The following is a 20,023-nucleotide window of genomic DNA, read 5'->3' as shown; positions in this document are numbered from 1 at the left end:
CGCGGGGCATGACACTGAGGGTGTGGCAGCAGCGCGCCTCACCTCAATAATCCACCTTCATCAGATACAGTCCCTCCGGCGGAGCGACGATGCCGCAGGCGGCGCGGTTGCGGGCTGCTAACGCGGCAGAGAGATCGTCGGCGGTCCAGCGCCCCTCGCCGACCCAGACCAGCGAGCCCACCATCGAGCGTACCTGGCTGTGCAGGAACGAGCGCGCCGAAGTGAGAATCGTGATCTCGCGGCCGTCGCGGATCACGTCGAGCTGGTCGAGCGTCTTCTCCGGCGACTTGGCCTGACACTCGGTGTCGCGGAAGGTGGTGAAATCGTGCTTGCCGAGCAGGCGCTGCGCCGCCGCATGCATCGCGTCGGCATCGAGCTTGCGCGGCACGCGCCAGGCGTGGCCGGCGTCGAGCGCGAGGTTGGCGCGGGTATTGACGATGCGATAGCGGTAGTGGCGCTTGACCGCCGAGAAGCGCGCCTCGAAGCTGTCGGGCACGATCTCGGCCTCGAGCACGGCGATCGGATGCGGGCGCAGATGCGCGTTGAGCCCGTCGCGAAAACGGCCCGGTGGAAACTGCTTGTCGACGTCGACATGCGCGACCTGTCCGCGCGCATGCACGCCGGCATCGGTGCGGCCGGCGCCGTGCACGCGCAAATCCGCCCCGGTCATCGCCTTCACCGCAGCCTGCAGCGCGCCCTGCACCGACGGCAGCGTCTCCTGCATCTGCCAGCCGAAGAACGGCGCGCCGTCATATTCGATGGTGAGCTTGTAGCGGGGCATCAACCGAACCGCATCGGCGGGCTCACGGGCACGCCGCGCAAGAAGTCGGCGGCCTGCATCCGGCCCTTGCCCTCGCGCTGGAGCTCGATGATGCGGATCGCGCCCTCGCCGCAGGCAATGGTGAGGAGGTCGTCGAGCACCGCGCCCGGCTCGCCCGCGCCTTGCGCGAGCTCGCAGCGCAGGATCTTGACGCGCGCATCCTCAAGCTCACTCCAGGCGCCGGGAAACGGCGACAGGCCGTGGATGTGGCGCAGCACGGCGCGCGCCGATCTGGTCCAGTCGATCCGCGCCTCGGCCTTCTCGATCTTGGCGGCATAGGTGACGCCGTCCTCGCCCTGCTTCTTGAGCTGGAGCCCGCCGCGTTCGAGCGCCGCCATCGCGCGCACCATCAGGTCGGCACCCAGCCGGGACAGGCGATCGTGCAGATCGAGCGCGGTCATGCTGTCGGTGATCGCGATGCGCTCGGCCATGGCGACGTCGCCGGTATCCAAGCCGACGTCCATCTTCATCACCATCACGCCGCTTTCGGCATCGCCGGCCATGATCGCGCGGTTGATGGGCGCGGCGCCGCGCCAGCGCGGCAGCAGCGAAGCGTGCAGATTGTAGCAGCCGAGCTTTGGCGCATCGAGGATCGCCTGCGGCAGGATCATGCCGTAGGCGACGACGACGGCGGCATCGGCCTCGAACGCGCGAAACTCTTGCAGCGCTTCCGGTGTCTTCAGCGTCTTCGGCGTCAGCACGGGAAGGCCGAGTTTTCGCGCGGCTTCCTCGACCGGCGTCGGCTGCAATTGCAGGCCGCGCCGCCCGCCCGGCTTCGGGGTGCGGGTGTAGACCGCCACGATCTCGTGGCCGTGCGCGACGAGCTCGAGCAGCGTCGGCACGGAGAAATCGGGCGTGCCCATGAAGATGAGGCGAAGGGGCATGTGGCGAGACAATCCTCGAAACGAGCAAGGTACTCGTCATGGCCGGGCTTGTCCCGGCCATCCACGTTCTTCCTGCTCGAAGCGGCAAAGAACGTGGATGCCCGGCACGAAGCCGGGCATGACGGCGGAGGACGTGGCCTACTCCACCGCGCGCTTGGCGGCTTTCTCGAACTTCTTCATCACGCGGTCGCGCTTGAGCTTCGACAGGTAGTCGACGAACAGCACGCCGTTGAGATGGTCGATCTCGTGCTGGATGCAGGTGGCGAAGAGGCCTTCGGCGTCCTCCTCATGCACCTTGCCGTCGAGATCGGTGAAGCGCACGCGCACCTTCGCCGGGCGCTCGACCTCCTCGTAATATTCGGGGATCGACAGGCAGCCTTCCTCGTAAACCGACAGTTCCTCGGACGAGGCGATGATCTCGGGATTGATGAAGACGCGTGGGAGCGGCTTGGTCTCGCCGTTCTCGTCGCGCTTGGCGAGGTCCATGGTGATCAGCCGCAAGGGCTGCGCGACCTGGATCGCCGCGAGGCCAATGCCGGGCGCGTCGTACATGGTCTCGAACATGTCGTCGGCAAGCTTGCGGATCTCCGACGTGACCTTCTCGATCGGCTTGGAGACCAGGCGCAGCTGCTTGTCCGGCAGGATGATGATTTCTCGTAGGGCCATGGCGGCGATTTAAGCTGCGCGCCGGATGCGGTCAATGCGGCCAGGAACCCCGTTAACCCTCCGCTAACCATAAAACTTCAGGTTTCGTTAACCATAAGAATTAACGGAGCATTGACCATAAATGTTCGCTATTCGTTCGTGCGCCACGGCGAATCGGCTAGAAGGGTCGGCATGAACGACATCATCTTCATCCTCGGCGAGTGGCCGGTGCGCGTCGTGGACGCGCTGATCGGCTTCGGCGCCCTGGTTCTCATCCTGCTGGTGGTGATTGCGGTCGTAATCGCGCGATCCGGCCGGCGCGGCGCGGAACTCGCCATGGCCAACGCCATCCGGGCCGACGAGCTCGAGGAACGTTTGAGCGAGGTGCTGCGGGCGCAGAGCGAGTCGTCGGGCCGGGTCGATGCCATGACCCAGGCTCTGGCCGGCCGTCAGGCCGAGATGGCGCGGGCGGTGAACGAGCGGCTGGATTCGGTGACCCACCGCGTCGGCCAATCCATGGAACACTCCACCCGCAACACCATGGAGAGCCTGCGCGCCCTGCACGAGCGGCTCGGCATCATCGACAGCGCGCACAAGAACCTCACCGACCTCACCACCCAGGTGACCACCTTGCGCGACGTGCTCGCCAACAAGCAGTCGCGCGGCGCCTTCGGCCAGGCGCGGATGGAGGCGATCGTCCAGGACGGGCTGCCGAAGGGTGCCTACGAGTTCCAGTTCACGCTCTCCACCGGCAAGCGCCCGGACTGCGTCGTGTTCCTGCCCGATCAGCGGCCGCTTTGCATCGACGCCAAATTTCCGCTGGAAGCGATGACGGCGCTGCACGACGCCCGGACCGACGAGGAACGGCGAATCGCCACGCAACGGCTGCGCGGCGACGTGATGAAGCATGTCAGCGACATCGCAGAAAAATATCTCGTCGCCGGCGAGACCCAGGAGATGGCGCTGATGTTCGTGCCGTCGGAATCGGTCTACGCCGAGATCCATGACGGTTTCGACGACGTGATCCAGAAGGCCTATCGCGCCCGCGTCGTGCTGGTGTCGCCCTCGCTGCTGATGCTCGCGATCCAGGTGATGCAGCAGATCATGAAGGACGCGCGCATGCGCGATGCCGCCGGCCAGATCCGCACCGAGGTGATCAAGCTCGGCGACGATTTGGGCCGGCTGCGCGACCGCGTGCTGAAGCTGCAGAAGCATTTTGCCGACGTCAACGAGGACGTCCGCCAGGTGCTGATCTCCGCCGACAAGATCGAAAAGCGCGCGGGACGAATCGAGGAGCTGGATTTCAGCAAGAGCGACACGCCGGAGGCTCCGCGGCTGGTTGCGACAGCCGCGCCGGAGCTGTTCCCGCGGAAGCTCCAGGCTGGGGAGTAGAATCCTAGCGCGCTGTCATGCCCCGCGCAGGCGGGGCATCCAGTACGCCGCGGCGGTCGCGATTAACCCGAGGCGCTGGTGATTACTGGATCGTCCACCCCGGTGCGCATCTGCGCACAAGGCGGACGATGACGGCGGAGTGGGAGGCGGCAGATGAGCACACGGTGCTACTATGTCTATATCCTGGCCAGCAAGATCGGTGGCACGCTGTACATTGGCGTAACGAACGACCTTATTCGCTGCGTCGCAGAGCACAAATCAAAGGTCATCGAAAGCTTCACGGAGAAGTACGACGTCGCACGGCTCGTCTATTTCGAGCAGTTCGATGACCCCGAGAATGCGATCAAGCGGGAGAAGCGGCTGAAGAAGTGGAACAGGGCGTGGAAGGTTCGGTTAATCGAGCAGCATAACCCGAACTGGGATGATCTCTATCCTGGGATGGCCGGACCACCATAACGCCGTCATGCCCCGCGAAGGCGGGGGATCCAGTATTCCGCAGCCCGTGTGATTGAGCCGAGACGCCGCGGAGTACTGGATCGTCCGCCTTCGCGGACGATGACATCGAGAGGTGGAGAGAGCATCCGCCCCACCGAGCTCGCAAGAGTCTTTTCCCCTAGAATCTGCTAACACCGCCCCATGACCGCACCCGACGCGACTTCGCCCGCCGCAAGCTCGGCCCCTGCGCCCTCCTGGCGCGACAGCCTTGCCGTTTACCTGCAGCCGCGGGTGCTGATCGTGCTCTTCCTCGGCTTCTCCTCGGGGCTTCCGCTGGCGCTGTCGGGCTCGACGCTGCTGGTATGGATGGCCGAGGCGGGGGTCGATCTCGGAACGATCGGGCTCTTTGCACTGGTTGGAACGCCGTACACGCTCAAGTTCCTGTGGGCGCCTCTGGTCGATGCGCTGCATGTCCCGTTCTTCACGCGCACCTTCGGCCGCCGGCGTGGGTGGCTGGTGTTTTCGCAGCTGCTGCTGATCGGCGCGATCCTGCTGTTGGCGCTGACCGATCCGGCGCACTCACCGCTGTTCGTCGCGCTTGGTGCGCTCCTGGTCGCGACGATGTCCTCGACGCAGGACATCGTCGTCGATGCATTCCGCGTCGAGAGCCTGCCCGAAAGCGAGCAGGCCGCCGGCATGGCCGCCTATGTCGCGGCCTATCGCATCGGCATGCTGATATCGACCGCGGGCGCCTTGTTCATCGTCACCGGTTTCGAGGCGATCGTCCCTCGTGGCGCCGCCTGGATGTGGGGCTATGTGGTGATGGCGGCTCTGGTGCTGATTGGCACGGTGACGGCGCTGGCCGCCACCGAGCCCGCACAATCCAAGCGCGCCGAGGCGGCCACGCAGAACGAGGACGCGCTCATGCGGGTGTTCCATGCTGCGATGGGCGCGTTCTCGGAATTCCTGAGCCGCAAGGAAGCATGGGCGGCGCTTGCCTTCGTCGTGCTGTTCAAATTCACCGACGCGTTCTCCGGCAACATGACCGTGCCGTTCGTGATCGACATCGGCTTCACGCGGAACGACTACGCGGTGATCGTGAAGGGCGTCGGCATCGCAGCGACCTTGGCCGGAGGGTTTGCCGGCGGCTTCGTGGCACGGCGCTATTCGCTCGCAACGAGCCTGTGGATCGGCGGCATCGTACAGGCAATCTCAAACTTGTCGTTCTCATGGCTGGCACTCGTCGGCGTCAATGAATGGGCGCTGACCCTCGCAATCACCTCCGACAATTTCTGCAACGCCATCGGCACCGTGATCTTCGTCGCCTATCTCTCGGCGCTGTGCCAGAACCCGCTGCACACCGCGACCCAATATGCGCTGCTGACGGCGCTCGCCGCCGTGGGACGCACCTACCTGTCATCGGGCGCGGGCTATCTGGCGAAGGCGACGGGCTGGCCGATGTTCTTCGCGATCTCCGTCCTCGTCGCCATCCCCAGTTTGATGCTGCTGGCTTACTTGCAGAAGCGTGACCATTTCGACACGTTGGAGCAGGTGCGAGTTTAGAACTCACCTCTCTCTTTCGTCATTGCGAGGAGACAGCGTCGCACTCGCCCCCTACTGCTTCTTGATCAGGCTCCACTTCGTGATCACGGCCTCGCTCATCTGGCCGGCATCGCTGGCGCAGGCGATCTCGTCGACCTTGACCGAGATCTCCTTGCCGACGAACGATTTCAGCTGTGCAGCCTGCGCATCGGTGGAGGTGACGAGCTGGAAGGTCTCCGGTCCGGTCTCGAGATTGCACAGCCCGTTCGGCGGCGGCAGGCGGCGCGGCTCGGAGGTGATCTGGTAGGTCGCGACGCGCTTGCCGTTCTTGACGTCGCGGACCTTCATCGCGTTCAGCTCGCCCGAGAGCACGTCGCCGGTGTTGATCGGCTTGCCGGGCTTGGACGGCGGCGGCATCTCGTCGCCCTGCTGCGCGGACATGGCCGGGGTCACCAGCATCATCATCGTCGCGACCAAAGCCGATCGTGTGGCGAAAAGTTTCGTCATGTCGTCCGTTCCGTGAAGTCTGGATGGCTAGAACAGGGTGCGCTGCCGCATCGCAGCCGATAGCGTACCTTCATCGAGATAATCAAGCTCGCCGCCGACAGGAACTCCATGGGCGAGCCGCGTCACCTTCACATTGGCGTCCTGAAGCAGGTCGGTGATGTAGTGCGCCGTGGTCTGGCCGTCGACCGTCGCATTCAGTGCCAGGATGATCTCGTGCACCTGCGGATCATGCGCGCGTGCCACCAGCGAATCGATGGTGAGATCCTGCGGACCGACGCCGTCGAGCGGCGACAACGTCGCGCCCAGCACGTGATAGCGCCCCTGGGTGGCATTGGCCCGCTCCAGCGCCCAGAGGTCGGCAACGTCGGCGACGACGACGATGATGGAGGAATCGCGCTTCGGATCGGTACAGACCGTGCAGGGATTTTGCGTGTCGATGTTGCCGCAGGTCTTGCAGACCTGGACCTTGTCCAGCGCGACCTGGAGGGCCGAAGACAGCGGCATCATCAGCGCTTCGCGCTTCTTGATCAGATGCAGCGCAGCGCGCCGCGCAGAGCGCGGACCGAGGCCCGGCAGCCGTGCGAGCAGCTGGACCAGCCGCTCGATCTCAGGACCTGCAACCGCGCCCATATTACTGGCCGAACAACCCCGGCGGCAGGCCGAGCCCGCCCGTGAGGGCCTGCATCTTCTCCTGCATGGCGGTCTCCGCCTTGCGGCGGGCATCACTGAGCGCGGTGACGAGCAGGTCTTCCAGCACCTCGCGCTCTTCCGCCTTCATCAGCGAGGGATCGATCTTGATGCCCTTCACGTCCATCTTCGCGGTCATGCGCACGGCGACGAGCCCGCCGCCGGAGATGCCTTCGACCTCGACGTTGGCGAGCTGCTCCTGCATCTCCTGCATCTTGGATTGCAGCTGTGCCGCCTGCTTCATCATGCCGAGAAAATCAGCCATGGGTCGGGTGTCCTTGAAAGAGGCGAAAGCGCCATGAATCATCATCGCGCCTTAGCATATTGTTTGCGCATGATCTTATCGGAAAACCGCTTCGCACTTTTCCGGATCACGCGCTAGAAATCGTCGCCGTCGGAACCGTCGGGCGGATCGTCACTGCCATAGTCGGCGTTAATATTGGTTTCCGGCGCCTCGGGGGCAAGCCTGCGGACCTCGACGACCTTGGCGCCGGGGAAGCGCGACAGCACCTCCTGCACGCGCGGATCGGCTTCCGCGGTACGGGCATGCTGCTGCTTGGCCGCCTGGTTCACCGAGCGCAGCGTCGGCTGGCCCTGCTCGTTGGAGACGATCACGGTCCAGCGGCGGCCGGTCCACAGCTCGAACTTCTTCGCAAGCTCGGAGATCATGGTCTTGGAGGCATTGGGCTCGAGCGCGACTTCCAGCCGGCCCTCCTCGAAGCGGACGAGGCGCATGTCGCCTTCGAGCGCGCTCTTGGTCATGATGTCACGCTTCTGCCCGGCGAGCGCGACGAGCTGGGTGAAGCTGGTGATGCGCAGCTGCGGTGCCGCGGCTTGCGGCTCCGGCGCCGGGGCCGCCATCTGCGGCCGGGCCGCGCCACCGCCGAACGAAGCGGGTGAGGCGGTCGGCATGCGAACAGGCGCCGCGGACGCGACCGGCCCCGAAGGCGCGCTGCGCGCGGCACTGCCGCCGTTCACGACCGGGGAGCTGCCGCCGTTCTGCTCCAGCATCCTGATCGCTTCGTCTGGCGTCGGCAGGTCGGCGACATAGGCGATGCGGACCAGCACCATCTCGGCGGCGGCCGCAGGACGCGTCGCACCCTGCACCTCGGTAATGCCCTTGAGCAGCATCTGCCACATCCGCGACAGCACGCGCATGGAAATCTTGGACGCGAAGTCCCGCGCGCGAACCCGCTCGGTCTCGCCATAGGCGACGTTGTCGGCGGTCGCCGGCACGATCTTCACGCGGGTGACGAAATTGACGAACTCGGCGAGGTCCGAGAGCACGACGATGGGATCGGCGCCGACGTCGTACTGCTCGCGGAACTCCCTGAAAGCTGCGGCGATGTCGCCGCGCACCAGCGAATCGAAGAGATCGATGACGCGGGTGCGGTCGGCGAGGCCCAGCATCTGCCTGACCGCGTCGGCCTTCACCTGCCCTGCCGCATGCGCGATCGCCTGGTCGAGCAGCGACAGCGAATCGCGCACCGAGCCTTCGGCGGCGCGCGCGATGATGCCGAGCGCCTCCGGCTCGATCTCGACATTTTCCCTGGCCGCGATGTTGGCAAGGTGCTTCATCAGCACGTCCGCCTCGACCCGGCGCAGGTCGAAGCGCTGGCAGCGCGACAGCACGGTGACCGGAACCTTGCGGATCTCCGTGGTCGCGAACACGAACTTGGCGTGCTCCGGCGGCTCCTCCAGCGTCTTCAGGAAGGCGTTGAACGCCGCCGTCGACAGCATATGCACTTCGTCGATGATGTAGACCTTGTAGCGGGCGCTGGCCGGCGCATAGCGCACGCTGTCATTGATCTGTCGGACGTCGTCGACGCCGGTGTGCGAGGCGGCGTCCATCTCCAGCACGTCCATGTGCCGGCTTTCCATGATCGCTTGGCAGTGCACGCCCAAGGTCGGCATGTGGATGGTCGGGCCCTTCACCGAACCATCAGGCATCTCGTAGTTGAGCGCGCGGGCGAGGATGCGCGCGGTGGTGGTCTTGCCGACACCGCGGACGCCGGTGAGGATCCAGGCCTGCGGAATGCGCCCGGTCTCGAACGCATTGGAGACGGTGCGGACCACCGCCTCTTGGCCGATCAGATCGTCAAAAGAGGAAGGGCGGTATTTGCGCGCCAGCACCCGATAGGGTGTGCCCGGCTGGGCACCGAGGGCAAAGCCAGCCTGGCTGGCGCTGTCGGGATTGGGAGGGGCGCCAGCGTCGGTCATCGGTCGATCCGCAATGAAATCTCTCTCGGCCGGCTCTTGCGGAAAGGAGCGCGCTGGCGGGACGACCGCCGGCGCAATTCGCTCGAAAAAACAGGTAGGAGACTGACGAGCGACCCGATCCGGACCTCGTTAGGGCTGCTTCCTTCCGGACCTGACCCGGTTGGCGAGTGGCTCGTCCACCGCCAATCTCCCGGTCCCTATTTGGGGCCAAAGGGAGCGGAAAGCAAGCGGGTATCGGATTGAACCAGATCGAGTTTGCCCAGTATCCGGGCAATTCCCGGCCTGCCTAGCCGACAGGCTGTGCTTTCACCGTGCGGACCACCTTGCTAAGAACGCGGCCCGGAACTCCATCCAACCAGAAAAGCGATTGATCCCAATGGTTACACGTCGTGATGTTGCATCGATTGTCGGATTGGGCGCGGTGACAGCGGCCGCGCTGGCTTCGCCGGCCGTGGCCCAGACAGCCGATCCGAACGAATCGACCTTCGCGCGCATCCGCCGGACCAAGAAGATGCGGATCGGCGCGGTCGGCGGCGGCGCACCCTATTACATGAAGGACCTCGCCACCGGCCAGTGGAAGGGGTTCTACATCGACATCGCCAAGGGCCTCGCCGACGACATGGAGGCCGAGCTCGAGATCACCGAGACCACTTGGGGCAATTCGGTGCTCGACCTGCAGGCCAACAAGATCGACATCTTCTTCGGCCTCAACCCGACTCCGAAGCGCGCGCTGGTGGTGGACTTCTCGGTGCCGGTCTTCAACAACGCGTTCGCCATCCTCTGCAAGAAGGACTTCAAGCCGAAGAGCTGGGCCGAATTGAACTCGCCCGACATCAAGATCGCGGTCGACCAGGGCTCCTCGCATGACCAGGTGGTCAGCCGCCTGACGCCGAAGGCGCAGATCACGCGGCTGAAGACCGCCGACGACGCCACCGCCGCGCTCCAGACCGGCCGGGTCGACGTGCAGTGCCTGATCACCATGCTGTCGCTGACCGTGCTGAAGAAGAATCCATCGCTCGGCCAGCTCGTGCTGCCGACGCCGATCTTCGCCACCACGTCGAATGCCGGCTTCCGCCGCGAGACCGACAAGACCTGGCGCGACTACGTCAACACCTGGATCGACTTCAACAAGGGCCTCGGCTTCATCCGCAACGCGATCATCACCAACATGGAGCTGGTGGGCGTGACCGAGGCGGACATTCCGCCGGGCGTGTCGCTGTAAGAGCGCCCGACGCATCCACACCGTCATGGCCGGGCTTGTCCCGGCCATCCACGTCTTACCCGCGGCACCAAGAACGTGGATGCCCGGGGCAAGCCCGAGCATGACGAGTTTCCTAGCTGACATCGGGTACGAGTAAAGCACGCATGTATCAGTGGGACTTCGGCATCCTCTGGAGCTATCGCTGGCTCTTTCTCAACGGGCTCGGCGTCACCGTCGGCTTCACCATCGTCATCGTCGTATGCGGATTGCTGTTTGGCCTGTTGGGAGCGTTCGGCAGCCTGTCGCGCTTCAAGGCGTTGCGCCTTCTCGCCCTCACTTTCATCGAGGCGTTCCGCTGCACGCCGATCCTGGTGCAGCTGATCTGGTTCTATTACGCGCTTCCGATCCTCGCCGGTGTGGAGATGACGCCGATTACCGCCTCGGCGCTGGCGCTGTCGCTCTATGGCGGCTCGTTCTATTCGGAGATCATCCGCGGCGGCATCGTCTCGATCGACAGCGGCCAGTCCGAGGCCGGCGCCGCGCTCGGCATGACGCCGATCCAAACCATGCGGCGCATCGTGCTGCCGCAGGCGATCAAGCGCATGATTCCGGCGCTGATGAACCAGTCGATCATCCAGTTCAAGAACACCTCGCTGGTCTCGGTGCTGGCGGTCCCCGATCTCGTCTATCAGAGCCAGGTCGCGGCCCATGACAGCTACCGGCCGCTGGAAACCTACACCGCGGTTGCGGTCGCCTATGCGGCGATCCTGATTCCGCTCACCATCCTCGTTCGCCGCGGCGAGAAGCGACTGGCGGTCGGCGAATGAGCGAGACGTCCAATACCCCCTTGAAGATCGAGATCCGCGGCCTGCGCAAAAGCTTTGGCAGCAACGAGGTCTTGAAGAACATCAACCTCGACGTCGCCAAGGGCGGCGTCGTGGCGCTGATCGGCCCGTCGGGGTCGGGCAAATCGACCCTGCTCCGCTGCATCAATCTTCTGGTCGTGCCCGACGGTGGCAGCGTCCGTGTCGGCGATACGAGGTTTGCGTTCGGTGATGGTACGAAGCTTCCTGATACGAAGACTCTGGCAAAATTTCGCGCCACCACCGGCATGGTGTTCCAGCACTTCAACCTGTTCCCGCACATGACGACGCTGCAGAACGTCATGGAGGGGCCGGTCACGGTGCGGCGCATGGCCAAGGCCGACGCCGAGAGGCTCGCGCGGGCGCAGCTGGCCAAGGTCGGCCTTGCCGAAAAGGCAGATCAATATCCGTTGACGCTGTCCGGCGGCCAGAAGCAGCGCGTCGCGATCGCGCGGGCGCTCGCCATGGAGCCTGATGTCATGCTGTTCGACGAGGCGACCTCGGCGCTCGACCCTGAATTGGTCGGCGAGGTGCTCAACGTGATCCAGCAACTGGCGTCCGAAGGCATGACCATGGTGATCGTGACCCACGAGATCGCCTTTGCCCGCGAGGTCGCCGACCGCCTGATCTTCATGCGCGACGGCGTCGTGGTCGAAGAGGGCCCGGCGCGGCAGGTGATCGACAATCCCAGGGAAGCCGCCACGCGCGCTTTCCTCAGCCATTTCCACCGCACCGGCGCGCTGCCGTCGGCCAACGCGACATCGTGATGCCTGATATCAACCGTGTCTATCTCGTCACCGGCGCCGCCAGCGGCATCGGCCGCGCCACCGCAAAACTTCTCGCCGCGCCCGGCACCGGGCTTGTGCTGCACACGCGATCCAACGCAGAAGGCCTGGACGCCGCCGCGGCGGAAGCCGGAGCGAACGGCGCTGTGGTCGCCAAATGTCTCGGCGATCTCGCCGAGGAAGCGGCCGTCACCGACGCCATCACCGCCGCGCAAACAGCCTTCGGCCGCCTCGACGGATTGGTCCTCGTCGGTGGCCATGCCCGCCGCGGCAGCGCGATCGGCACGCCGGCGGACCAGTTTCGCCAAGCAATGGATGAATCGGCGATGGCATTCACGCGGATGGTCGAGGCCGCGCTTCAGCTGCTGCGCGCGGGACGTGACGCGCGGATCGTTGCAGTCTCCTCCTTCGTGGCACATGCGATCCGCCCCGAATTCGCGCCGTTTGCGGCCACGGCTGCGAGCCGCTCAGCGCTGGAAGCCCTGGTGCGGCTGACCGCAATCGAACTCGCCAGCGACGGCATTACCGTCAACGCAGTTTCGCCCGGCCTCATCGTCAAGGACAAGCCGAGCGAGAGCCGTCTTTCACCCGAGCAGATCGCAGCAACCGAGGCGCTGATCCCGATGCGCCGGCGTGGGCGGCCGGAAGAAGTCGCCGAAATCATCGCGTTCCTCGCATCCCCCAAAGCATCCTACGTCACCGGCCAGATCTGGCACGTCAATGGAGGCCTGACATGACCGAAGCGACCATCGAACGCCTCAGGCTGTTCCTGATCGAAAGTCCAATCAAGATGACGCGCCTGCAGGGCGTCGGCAACGTCAAGGGCTCGGTCAAGCGCGTGCTGATCGAACTGACGTCGAACGAAGGGGTGATCGGCTGGGGCGAAGCGGCGCCGTGGGAGGTCTTCACGGGAACACCGGAGGCGGCGTTCTCCGCGCTCGACATCTATCTGCGGCCAACGCTGCTCGGCAAGCCGGTCCGCCGCATCCGCGCGCTGATGACCGAGCTCGATCGCGCACTGGTCGGACATGCCGAGGCCAAGGTCGGAATCGAGATGGCGTTGCTCGACATCGTCGGCAAGTCGTCGGGACTTTCGGTTGCCGACCTGCTCGGCGGCCGGGTGCGCGACACGATCCCGCTCTCCTTCTCGATCGCCGATCCGGATTTCGCCGCCGATCTCGACCGCATGCGGAGAATGGTTCCGGACGGCAATGTCATCTACAAGGTCAAGACCGGCGTGAAGCCGCATCGCGAGGATCTCCACCATCTGGAGGCGATCCGCAATGAGTTCGGCGACAAGGTCGACCTGCGCGTCGACTATAACCAGGCGCTGGCGCCGTTCGGCGCGATCAAAATATTGCGCGACATCGAGCAGTTCGCACCGACCTTCATCGAGCAGCCGGTGCCACGCACATATCTCGAGGTCATGGCACAGCTCACCGCGGCGCTGGAAACGCCTGTGCTCGCGGATGAGAGCTGCTTCGATCGCCGCGACATGATGGAGGTGGCGCGGCGCGAGGCGGCGGACGCCGTGTCGATCAAGCTGATGAAGGCTGGCGGCCTGTTCGAGGCGCAGGCCATCATGGCGATCGCCGACATCGCCGGCCTGCCCGGCTATGGCGGCACGCTGTGGGAGGGCGGCATCGGGCTAGCCGCCGGCACGCAGCTGATCGCGGCCACACCCGGCATCTCGCTTGGCTGCGAATTCTACATGCCACATCACGTGCTGACCGAGGACGTGCTGGAAGAGCGCGTTGCGAACCGAGCCGGCCACGTCGTGGTACCCGAGGGCCCGGGCCTCGGCATCCGCGTCAGCGAGGCCTCGATCCGTGCCAATGCAAAAGTGCTGGCGGAGGCGTGAGGGACCGCCAGCACCGCCACAAACTCGGTCGTCGTCCCGGGCAAGCGTTAGCGCAGACCCGGGATCCATAACCACAGGATTGAGTTTGGCGAAGATTCGGAGTTGCGAGCCCGCGCAACAACCACTCCCTGTGGTTTTGGGTCCCGGATCTACGCGCGCTGGGGCGCGCTTGTCCGGGACGACGAGCGTGTATGCAGTTGCCATCCTTCCCCTATCGGAATCGCTATCGTATGGTCGGGCCAAACAAGCCCGCTCCCATCGGGCCATCCGGAAACGCATATGCCCGAACCTGCCTGGTCGCTGCACTCCCGCCTGAAAGAGGACACCATCGACATCGGCGATCTGCCGCTGTCGAAGGTGCTGGTCATCAAGGACGCACATTATCCCTGGCTGCTGCTGGTGCCGCGACGGCCCGACGCGGTCGAGATCATCGATCTCGACGAGGTGCAGCAGGCGCAGCTGATGACCGAGATCTCCCGTGTCTCGCGCGCGCTGAAGGAGATCACACAATGCGACAAGCTCAACATCGCCGCGCTCGGCAACCTCGTGCCGCAGCTTCACGTCCACATCATCGCGCGCCGGACCAGTGACGCGGCCTGGCCGCGGCCGGTGTGGGGCGTGATGCAGCCGCTGGCGCACGATGCCACTGAAGTGCAGAATTTCATCAGCGCGCTTCGCCGCAAGATCTGGTTGGGTTGAAAGAACGAGAAATGTCAGCATTCGACGCGTTTCCGCTGGGGCAGCCGGCCTTCGTCACCAACATCCTCGACCGCGCGGCGCATCTGCGCCGCGACGACGAGAAGCTGTTCGCGCTCGAGCAGAAGCCGTCATCGCGCGCCTATGTGGTCTATCGCGACTCGCTGCTGGTGAAGCGCGAGGGCGAGACGGTGCGCGCGCTGCTCTCGATCGACGAGGCGCTGAAGTGCGGCGCCAATCCCGGTACGATCTTCTTGGGCCTGCGCGATGGCGCGGCCGTGTTCGGGATGGGACTCTCGCAGGCCGCCGCCGAGAAATTGGTCGGCCGGGAGGACCATGCCATAACCGAGCTGCGCGGCATGGCGATGCAGGGGGTGCTTCCGCCGCAGGAGCTGTCGGCGATCGCGATGGCGAAGTCGATGGTGAGCTGGCATCAGCGCCACGGCTATTGCGCCAATTGCGGCACGCGTACCGCGATGAAGGAAGGCGGCTGGAAGCGCGACTGCCCGGCCTGCAAGGCCGAGCACTTTCCGCGCACCGACCCGGTCGTGATCATGCTGGTCGCCTCCGGCGACAAGTGCCTGCTCGGCCGCCAGAAGCAGTTTCCGCCCGGCATGTATTCCTGCCTCGCCGGCTTCGTCGAGGCGGCCGAGACCATCGAGGACGCGGTGCGCCGCGAAATCCTGGAAGAGTCGGGCATTCGCTGCACCGACGTGCAATATTACATGACTCAGCCCTGGCCCTATCCGTCATCGCTGATGATCGGCTGCAGCGCACGGGCGCTGAACGAGGACATCGTCGTCGATCGCATGGAGCTGGAAGACGCGCGCTGGTTCACGCGCGAGGAGGCGGCCCTGATGCTGACGCGGACGCATCCCGACGGGCTCGCCGGCCCGCATCCCTTCGCGATCGCTCATCATCTGCTCGGCCGCTGGGTGCACGACAAGAGCTGACCGCCCATGGACGATCCAGGATCGGGCCGCGCGTCCTCGGCAGGCCGGCGCCTCCGTCCTTCGCGTTCACAGGGGCCGCCGCGGCCCCGATCCGCCGCCCTGCAACCCATTGAAGTTCAAGGGTTTCGCATAACTATCCCTAGAACGATTCGACTGCCGCGCCGAGATTATAGGCTTGTCGTGGAAGGATTTTCTCTATATCAGGGAAATCAGCCCCTTAAATGAAACAAAGTTCTTCAAATGACTGATGTCGCCGTCCAGGTTCCCGAGACCAGCCGCCGCCTCGATGCCATCGACCGCAAGATCCTGATGGTCCTTCAGGAGGATGCCTCCCTCTCGGTGGCCGAGATCGGCGACCGCGTCGGCCTGTCCTCGACGCCCTGCTGGAAGCGCATCCAGCGCCTGGAGGCCGACGGCGTGATCATCAAGCGCGTGGCGCTGGTCGACCAGAACAAGATCGGACTCGGCATCTCCGTGTTCGTGTCGGTCGAGAGCGCCGATCATTCCGACGCCTGGCTCAAGCGGTTCGCCGAAGCCGTCAGCGCCATGCCGGAGGTGATGGAGTTCTACCGCATGGCCGGCGACGTCGACTACATGCTCCGCGTCGTGGTCGCGGACATGCAGGCCTATGACGTGTTCTACAAGAAGCTGATCAGCGCCGTGCCGCTGAAGAACGTCACCTCGCGCTTCGCGATGGAGAAGATCAAGTCGGTTACCGCGTTGCCGATTCCCGCGATGGTGACGGCCTGACGCCGATTCTCATTTTGACGCGTTTTCTTCACGCGAACCGGTATCCACTTCGCTCGAAAACGCTTCAAGCCGGCTGAAACACCGGAAGGGTGACGCTGACGCGCGTGCCTCCGCCCGGCGCCGCGCCGATCTCGATCGTCCCGCCATGGGCCTCGACCAGGCTGCGGACAACGGCGAGACCAAGACCGGCGCCACCGGTTGCGCGATTGCGCGATTTCTCCAGCCGGTGGAACGGCTCGAGCACGGTCTGACGCTGATCGGCGGGAATCCCGGGCCCCTCGTCGCCGATCGACACCACGACGGCACCGTCCTTCAGGGCCGTGCGCACATGCGCGGCATGGCCATAGGCGAGTGCGTTGTCGATAATGTTGGCGAAGACCCGCCGCAGGGCGAGCCGGTCGCCGAGGACGACGACGTCGCGCGCACGCTCGTCCGTGACCAGATCGACCGCCGCGCCCTGAGCATGCCGGTCGTTCACCTCGACGGCCACCAGCGCGGCGAGTTCGACCATCTCCTGTGACAGACCGCCCGCACCCGCCCGCGTCGACAGCAGCGCGTCATCGAGCAGGCGGATCATGTCGTCGATATCGGCGACCGCCCGCTGCCGCTCGGCATCGTCGGGAATGTGCTCGACGCGCAGCCGCAACCGTGTCGCAAAAGTCCTGACATCGTGGGCGATGCCGCCAACCAGCGTCATGCGCGCACGCAGCATCTCGGCAAGCCGTCCCTGCAAGCGGTTGAACGCGGCGATGACGGCGCGGATCTCCGGCGCGCTGCGGCGCGCATCCGGCAGCGGCGGCGGATCGGCCGACAGGTCGACACGATCGACGGCGGCGGCGAGCTGCGCCAGCGGCCGCGTCTCGCGCTGCATGACCAGAAGCGCGAGCAGCGCCACGATCGAGCCGAACAGGCCCGCGCCGAAACCCACGGGCAGCCCGAACTGGGTCACCGGCAGGCGGGTATAGGCGTCGATGACGAGCAGATCGCCGCTGCGCAGGCCAATGCGGAATTCGATCGCATTGGCCATCAGCCGCGCGAGCCGAGGAAAAAATCGATTGGCGCGGTGATCGGGCGGCGACACAATCTCCACGGGGCGGCCCGCAAGGCCGGCCGCATAGGTCTCGCGCAATTGTCGCTGCTGCTCCGGCGTCTCGCCGTCGACCGGCGTCCCCGACGGCACGATCCGCGCCATGAATTGCGGCGACGACACTGCGTCGAGGACGGCCTGCCGTGCGTCGCCGACCGTGCCCTCGAGCAACGTTGCAAGCGCATCGAGGCGCGCAGGCGATGGCCGCGTGAGCTCGTTCTCCTGCAGCGTCGTGCGGTAGAATATCCCCACGAGCACGGTAACCACCACGATGAAGCCGACCAGTCCGATCAGCGCCAGCCGGGCGGCGAGCGTCACGCGCAGCATCACGACACCTGCTTGACGGTCGCGGTGAACAGATAGCCGCCGTTGCGCACCGTCGTGATCAGGTTGGAGCCGGGACTTGCACCGTCGAGCTTGCGGCGCAGCCGTGAGATCAGCATGTCGACGGTGCGGTCGAACGGCTCGGCCGAACGTCCGCGGGTCCAGTCGAGGATCTGGTCGCGCGTGAGCACCCTTCGCGGCCGCTGCACGAAGCAACCGAGCAGGTCGAACTCGGCGCTGGTCAATTGCAGCTCCGGCGCCTCGCCCCCGGTCGTCTCGACGCTGCGCGCATCGAGATCGATCACGAAGCGGTCGAAGGCAAAACGCCGGACCAGCGGCTTGGCCGGCGCCCCGTTGGCACGGCGCAGGATGGCGCGAACCCGCGCCAGCAGCTCGCGCGGACCGAACGGCTTCGTCAGGTAATCGTCTGCGCCCATCTCGAGGCCGACCACGCGATCGATCTCGTCGCTCTTGGCGGTCAGCATCAGGATCGGGATGGCATCGTCGGCGCGCAAGCGGCGGCAGATCGAAAGCCCGTCCTCGCCCGGCAGCATCAAATCGAGGATGACGAGGTCGGGCCGCAGGCGCTGGAGCATCGAATCCATGGCCTTGCCGTCGGCGACGCAAGCGACCTCGAACCCCTCGCGCCGCATGAAGTCGGCAACGAGGCGGCTGATCTCGGGATCGTCCTCCACCATGAGGATCGTGGCTGCTTGCATACTCATGGCTGCATTGTGAGCAATGGCTCGCGTCAGGCAAGGGCGCGAGCTTCCTTGTTACATAGTGTTACACGAGGCCGACAAAGCCATAACAATCGTTTCGTCCCGGCAATGCGCCGCAGACGCGGCCCGACCAGTCTCCTCCCCATGGCTGCCGCTTACGGCAGCCCCATCAGGAGACGACGACCATGACCAAATTCTTCCTTGCCTCCCTCGTCATCGGCGGCCTGTCGCTCGCCGCCGCGGCCGACGCCAATGCCTGGACGCGGTCCGCGACGGCGACCGGGCCGCGCGGCACTTCCCACGTTACCGCGACGGGAAGCTGCGCCTACGGAAGCTGCACGCGCAACGTCACCCGCACCGGTCCCGCCGGCAACACCTACACCCGCACCGGCACGATCTCGCGCTGAGCGGGCCGGACCGTCGCCGCATCTGCCCCCGGGCGGCGACGGTCTATCGAAACAGACCAGAAAGGATCCGTACCGTGCCATCGATCTTCCGTGTTCTGCCGCAAGCCGCGGCCATCGTCGCCCTCGGCGCCTCGACCTCCGCGTTCGCGCAGAGCCAGCTGCAAACGCAGATCACGCCGCAGATGCGCAACGAAGCGCGCACGGTCATGCAGGCCTGCCGCACCGATTACGAGAGCCTTTGCAGCAACGTCGCGCCGGGCGGCGGACGCATCCTGGCCTGCCTGCAATCCCACGCCGGCAAGCTCACCTCGTCCTGCGCACAGGCATTGCCTCGCGCGCAGGCGCTGAGGGACAGCGCCGTCAGCGCCGGCGTCACCCCGAAATAGGAGGACACCGTGGTTTATGCTTCTCTCCTGCTCGACCCAACGCTCCGGTACATGGTCCTGGCGACGGCGATCGGCCTGATGCTGCTCGAATACGGCATCGGCCGGCTTGCCCATCGCGAGACCCACGACTGGCGCGAGAGCGCTGCCTCTTTTGGCGTGGCCCTCGGACAGAACCTGCTGCGCGCGGTCGAGGCAGGCATGCTCGCGATGCCGTTCGCGTTCCTGTACGAGCACCGCCTGTTCGACTTCGCACAGACCGGTCCGCTCGCGCTCGCAGGATTATTCCTGGGCAGCGAGTTCCTGTATTATTGGCAGCATCGCGCCTCGCATCGCATTCGCTGGATGTGGGCGACGCATGCAGTGCATCACTCGACGACGCGACTGAACTTGACTGCGGCGATCCGGCTCGGCTGGACCGGAAACGTCTCGGGCAACTTCCTGTTCTTCCTGCCACTGGCGCTGATCGGATTTCATCCGTTCGCGATCGTGGCAATGCTCGGCATCAACCTGCTCTATCAGTTCTTCATCCACAGCCAGTTCGGGCCGAAGCTCGGCATCCTGGAATGGGTGCTCAACACGCCGAGCCACCATCGCGTGCACCATGCCTGCAATGAGCCGTGCCTCGACAAGAACTACGGCGGCATCCTCATCGTGTTCGACCGCCTGTTCGGGACCTTTGCCGAACGGCCCTCGGACCAGCCGCTCCGGTTCGGCCTCGTTGGCGGCGTGCAATCCTTCAACCCGATCCGGATTGCGCTCGGCGAATGGATCGCGATGCTGGGCGACGCCTGGAAGGCACGGGGTGCAGGCGCGAAGCTCCGCACCCTGTTCGGCCCGCCCGGAGGCTGAGCGCGTT

Annotated in this window: 23 protein-coding genes and 1 other RNA gene; 14 read left to right on the top strand and 10 right to left on the bottom strand. The window is 65.4% G+C overall.

Annotated elements, in window-relative coordinates; all coding sequences use genetic code 11:
- Positions 1–43: 43 nt before the first annotated feature.
- The 3 genes from truA to def all read right to left on the bottom strand — a co-directional run bounded on the left by truA (position 44) and on the right by def (position 2,370).
- Positions 44–781 (bottom strand): tRNA pseudouridine(38-40) synthase TruA, encoded by a 738-nt coding sequence (gene truA / locus ABIF91_RS19130; protein ID WP_028176350.1) that lies wholly within the window; start codon positions 779–781, stop codon positions 44–46.
- On the bottom strand, positions 781–1,704 hold the full coding sequence (fmt, locus tag ABIF91_RS19125) for a methionyl-tRNA formyltransferase (protein WP_028176351.1): 924 nt from the start codon (positions 1,702–1,704) through the stop codon (positions 781–783). Before fmt ends, truA begins: the two co-directional genes overlap by 1 nt.
- A gap of 138 nt (positions 1,705–1,842) precedes the next feature.
- Positions 1,843–2,370: a peptide deformylase gene (def, locus tag ABIF91_RS19120; protein ID WP_035669190.1), complete on the bottom strand. Its 528-nt coding sequence runs from the start codon at positions 2,368–2,370 to the stop codon at positions 1,843–1,845.
- A 171-nt stretch (positions 2,371–2,541) separates the two neighbouring features.
- Between def and ABIF91_RS19115 the strand changes: the two genes are divergently transcribed.
- From ABIF91_RS19115 to ABIF91_RS19105, 3 genes are all read left to right on the top strand, one after another.
- Positions 2,542–3,741 carry a DNA recombination protein RmuC gene (locus ABIF91_RS19115; protein ID WP_028176353.1) on the top strand — a complete coding sequence of 400 codons (1,200 nt, stop codon included), beginning with the start codon at positions 2,542–2,544 and terminating at the stop codon, positions 3,739–3,741.
- Between the two features lie 153 nt (positions 3,742–3,894).
- Complete coding sequence (locus ABIF91_RS19110) at positions 3,895–4,197, top strand: GIY-YIG nuclease family protein (RefSeq protein ID WP_028176354.1); 303 nt, start codon at positions 3,895–3,897, stop codon at positions 4,195–4,197.
- Positions 4,198–4,377: 180 nt separating this feature from the next.
- Positions 4,378–5,739, top strand: a complete 1,362-nt coding sequence (locus ABIF91_RS19105; protein WP_028176355.1) for an AmpG family muropeptide MFS transporter — start codon at positions 4,378–4,380, stop codon at positions 5,737–5,739.
- Between the two features lie 51 nt (positions 5,740–5,790).
- On the opposite strand, the gene ABIF91_RS19100 is transcribed toward ABIF91_RS19105, so the two are convergent.
- The 5 genes from ABIF91_RS19100 to ffs all read right to left on the bottom strand — a co-directional run bounded on the left by ABIF91_RS19100 (position 5,791) and on the right by ffs (position 9,323).
- Entirely contained in the window at positions 5,791–6,225 is a 435-nt protein-coding gene (locus ABIF91_RS19100) for a hypothetical protein (protein WP_028176356.1), read from the bottom strand.
- Between the two features lie 27 nt (positions 6,226–6,252).
- Positions 6,253–6,855 carry a recombination mediator RecR gene (recR, locus tag ABIF91_RS19095; protein WP_028176357.1) on the bottom strand — a complete coding sequence of 201 codons (603 nt, stop codon included), beginning with the start codon at positions 6,853–6,855 and terminating at the stop codon, positions 6,253–6,255.
- Between the two features lies 1 nt (position 6,856).
- Positions 6,857–7,177, bottom strand: a complete 321-nt coding sequence (locus ABIF91_RS19090; RefSeq protein WP_028176358.1) for a YbaB/EbfC family nucleoid-associated protein — start codon at positions 7,175–7,177, stop codon at positions 6,857–6,859.
- Between the two features lie 113 nt (positions 7,178–7,290).
- The gene (locus tag ABIF91_RS19085; RefSeq protein ID WP_028176359.1) at positions 7,291–9,132 is read right to left on the bottom strand and encodes a DNA polymerase III subunit gamma/tau; all 1,842 of its coding nucleotides are present in this window, start codon (positions 9,130–9,132) and stop codon (positions 7,291–7,293) included.
- Between the two features lie 94 nt (positions 9,133–9,226).
- An RNA gene (gene ffs, locus ABIF91_RS19080) (signal recognition particle sRNA small type) lies at positions 9,227–9,323 on the bottom strand.
- A 185-nt stretch (positions 9,324–9,508) separates the two neighbouring features.
- Between ffs and ABIF91_RS19075 the strand changes: the two genes are divergently transcribed.
- The 8 genes from ABIF91_RS19075 (at position 9,509) to ABIF91_RS19040 (ending at position 16,241) form a co-directional block, all read left to right on the top strand.
- A complete protein-coding gene (locus tag ABIF91_RS19075) occupies positions 9,509–10,354 on the top strand; it encodes a transporter substrate-binding domain-containing protein (RefSeq protein ID WP_028176360.1) in 846 nt (281 codons plus the stop codon).
- Between the two features lie 143 nt (positions 10,355–10,497).
- Positions 10,498–11,160 (top strand): amino acid ABC transporter permease, encoded by a 663-nt coding sequence (locus tag ABIF91_RS19070; protein ID WP_028176361.1) that lies wholly within the window; start codon positions 10,498–10,500, stop codon positions 11,158–11,160.
- On the top strand, positions 11,157–11,963 hold the full coding sequence (locus tag ABIF91_RS19065) for an amino acid ABC transporter ATP-binding protein (RefSeq protein WP_028176362.1): 807 nt from the start codon (positions 11,157–11,159) through the stop codon (positions 11,961–11,963). The genes ABIF91_RS19070 and ABIF91_RS19065 overlap by 4 nt, the downstream gene beginning before the upstream one ends.
- Positions 11,963–12,718, top strand: a complete 756-nt coding sequence (locus ABIF91_RS19060) for an SDR family NAD(P)-dependent oxidoreductase (RefSeq protein WP_028176363.1) — start codon at positions 11,963–11,965, stop codon at positions 12,716–12,718. The genes ABIF91_RS19065 and ABIF91_RS19060 overlap by 1 nt, the downstream gene beginning before the upstream one ends.
- Entirely contained in the window at positions 12,715–13,842 is a 1,128-nt protein-coding gene (locus tag ABIF91_RS19055; RefSeq protein ID WP_028176364.1) for a muconate cycloisomerase family protein, read from the top strand. The genes ABIF91_RS19060 and ABIF91_RS19055 overlap by 4 nt, the downstream gene beginning before the upstream one ends.
- Positions 13,843–14,121: 279 nt before the next feature.
- The gene (locus tag ABIF91_RS19050; RefSeq protein ID WP_028176365.1) at positions 14,122–14,541 is read left to right on the top strand and encodes an HIT domain-containing protein; all 420 of its coding nucleotides are present in this window, start codon (positions 14,122–14,124) and stop codon (positions 14,539–14,541) included.
- Positions 14,542–14,552: 11 nt separating this feature from the next.
- Complete coding sequence (gene nudC / locus ABIF91_RS19045) at positions 14,553–15,491, top strand: NAD(+) diphosphatase (RefSeq protein ID WP_028176366.1); 939 nt, start codon at positions 14,553–14,555, stop codon at positions 15,489–15,491.
- Between the two features lie 240 nt (positions 15,492–15,731).
- The gene (locus tag ABIF91_RS19040; RefSeq protein WP_028176367.1) at positions 15,732–16,241 is read left to right on the top strand and encodes an Lrp/AsnC family transcriptional regulator; all 510 of its coding nucleotides are present in this window, start codon (positions 15,732–15,734) and stop codon (positions 16,239–16,241) included.
- A 64-nt stretch (positions 16,242–16,305) separates the two neighbouring features.
- Here ABIF91_RS19040 and ABIF91_RS19035 read toward each other — a convergent pair whose 3' ends face one another.
- Both ABIF91_RS19035 and ABIF91_RS19030 read right to left on the bottom strand, forming a co-directional pair.
- A complete protein-coding gene (locus tag ABIF91_RS19035; protein ID WP_028176368.1) occupies positions 16,306–17,655 on the bottom strand; it encodes a sensor histidine kinase in 1,350 nt (449 codons plus the stop codon).
- A complete protein-coding gene (locus ABIF91_RS19030; RefSeq protein ID WP_028176369.1) occupies positions 17,655–18,377 on the bottom strand; it encodes a response regulator in 723 nt (240 codons plus the stop codon). The genes ABIF91_RS19035 and ABIF91_RS19030 overlap by 1 nt, the downstream gene beginning before the upstream one ends.
- A gap of 182 nt (positions 18,378–18,559) precedes the next feature.
- Here ABIF91_RS19030 and ABIF91_RS19025 point away from each other — a divergent pair, with 182 nt between their 5' ends.
- The 3 genes from ABIF91_RS19025 to ABIF91_RS19015 all read left to right on the top strand — a co-directional run bounded on the left by ABIF91_RS19025 (position 18,560) and on the right by ABIF91_RS19015 (position 20,016).
- Complete coding sequence (locus ABIF91_RS19025; protein ID WP_028176370.1) at positions 18,560–18,781, top strand: hypothetical protein; 222 nt, start codon at positions 18,560–18,562, stop codon at positions 18,779–18,781.
- A gap of 74 nt (positions 18,782–18,855) precedes the next feature.
- Complete coding sequence (locus tag ABIF91_RS19020) at positions 18,856–19,167, top strand: cysteine rich repeat-containing protein (protein WP_050995118.1); 312 nt, start codon at positions 18,856–18,858, stop codon at positions 19,165–19,167.
- Between the two features lie 9 nt (positions 19,168–19,176).
- Entirely contained in the window at positions 19,177–20,016 is an 840-nt protein-coding gene (locus tag ABIF91_RS19015) for a sterol desaturase family protein (RefSeq protein WP_028176371.1), read from the top strand.
- Positions 20,017–20,023 lie beyond the last annotated feature (7 nt).

It is taken from the genome of Bradyrhizobium sp. USDA 241 (assembly GCF_049739505.1).
Classification (GTDB): domain Bacteria; phylum Pseudomonadota; class Alphaproteobacteria; order Rhizobiales; family Xanthobacteraceae; genus Bradyrhizobium; species Bradyrhizobium liaoningense.
Note: the sequence above shows the minus strand (reverse complement) of the source record. Positions and strands in the feature narration are given on the sequence as shown.

Bases quoted from the DNA above. Each gene is read 5' to 3' on its own strand.
- truA (WP_028176350.1), bottom strand. From the start codon at position 781: ATGCCCCGCTACAAGCTCACCATCGAATATGACGGCGCGCCGTTCTTC.
- fmt (WP_028176351.1), bottom strand. From the start codon at position 1,704: ATGCCCCTTCGCCTCATCTTCATGGGCACGCCCGATTTCTCCGTGCCG.
- def (WP_035669190.1), bottom strand. From the start codon at position 2,370: ATGGCCCTACGAGAAATCATCATCCTGCCGGACAAGCAGCTGCGCCTG.
- ABIF91_RS19115 (WP_028176353.1), top strand. From the start codon at position 2,542: ATGAACGACATCATCTTCATCCTCGGCGAGTGGCCGGTGCGCGTCGTG.
- ABIF91_RS19110 (WP_028176354.1), top strand. From the start codon at position 3,895: ATGAGCACACGGTGCTACTATGTCTATATCCTGGCCAGCAAGATCGGT.
- ABIF91_RS19105 (WP_028176355.1), top strand. From the start codon at position 4,378: ATGACCGCACCCGACGCGACTTCGCCCGCCGCAAGCTCGGCCCCTGCG.
- ABIF91_RS19100 (WP_028176356.1), bottom strand. From the start codon at position 6,225: ATGACGAAACTTTTCGCCACACGATCGGCTTTGGTCGCGACGATGATG.
- recR (WP_028176357.1), bottom strand. From the start codon at position 6,855: ATGGGCGCGGTTGCAGGTCCTGAGATCGAGCGGCTGGTCCAGCTGCTC.
- ABIF91_RS19090 (WP_028176358.1), bottom strand. From the start codon at position 7,177: ATGGCTGATTTTCTCGGCATGATGAAGCAGGCGGCACAGCTGCAATCC.
- ABIF91_RS19085 (WP_028176359.1), bottom strand. From the start codon at position 9,132: ATGACCGACGCTGGCGCCCCTCCCAATCCCGACAGCGCCAGCCAGGCT.
- ABIF91_RS19075 (WP_028176360.1), top strand. From the start codon at position 9,509: ATGGTTACACGTCGTGATGTTGCATCGATTGTCGGATTGGGCGCGGTG.
- ABIF91_RS19070 (WP_028176361.1), top strand. From the start codon at position 10,498: ATGTATCAGTGGGACTTCGGCATCCTCTGGAGCTATCGCTGGCTCTTT.
- ABIF91_RS19065 (WP_028176362.1), top strand. From the start codon at position 11,157: ATGAGCGAGACGTCCAATACCCCCTTGAAGATCGAGATCCGCGGCCTG.
- ABIF91_RS19060 (WP_028176363.1), top strand. From the start codon at position 11,963: ATGCCTGATATCAACCGTGTCTATCTCGTCACCGGCGCCGCCAGCGGC.
- ABIF91_RS19055 (WP_028176364.1), top strand. From the start codon at position 12,715: ATGACCGAAGCGACCATCGAACGCCTCAGGCTGTTCCTGATCGAAAGT.
- ABIF91_RS19050 (WP_028176365.1), top strand. From the start codon at position 14,122: ATGCCCGAACCTGCCTGGTCGCTGCACTCCCGCCTGAAAGAGGACACC.
- nudC (WP_028176366.1), top strand. From the start codon at position 14,553: ATGTCAGCATTCGACGCGTTTCCGCTGGGGCAGCCGGCCTTCGTCACC.
- ABIF91_RS19040 (WP_028176367.1), top strand. From the start codon at position 15,732: ATGACTGATGTCGCCGTCCAGGTTCCCGAGACCAGCCGCCGCCTCGAT.
- ABIF91_RS19035 (WP_028176368.1), bottom strand. From the start codon at position 17,655: ATGCTGCGCGTGACGCTCGCCGCCCGGCTGGCGCTGATCGGACTGGTC.
- ABIF91_RS19030 (WP_028176369.1), bottom strand. From the start codon at position 18,377: ATGAGTATGCAAGCAGCCACGATCCTCATGGTGGAGGACGATCCCGAG.
- ABIF91_RS19025 (WP_028176370.1), top strand. From the start codon at position 18,560: ATGACCAAATTCTTCCTTGCCTCCCTCGTCATCGGCGGCCTGTCGCTC.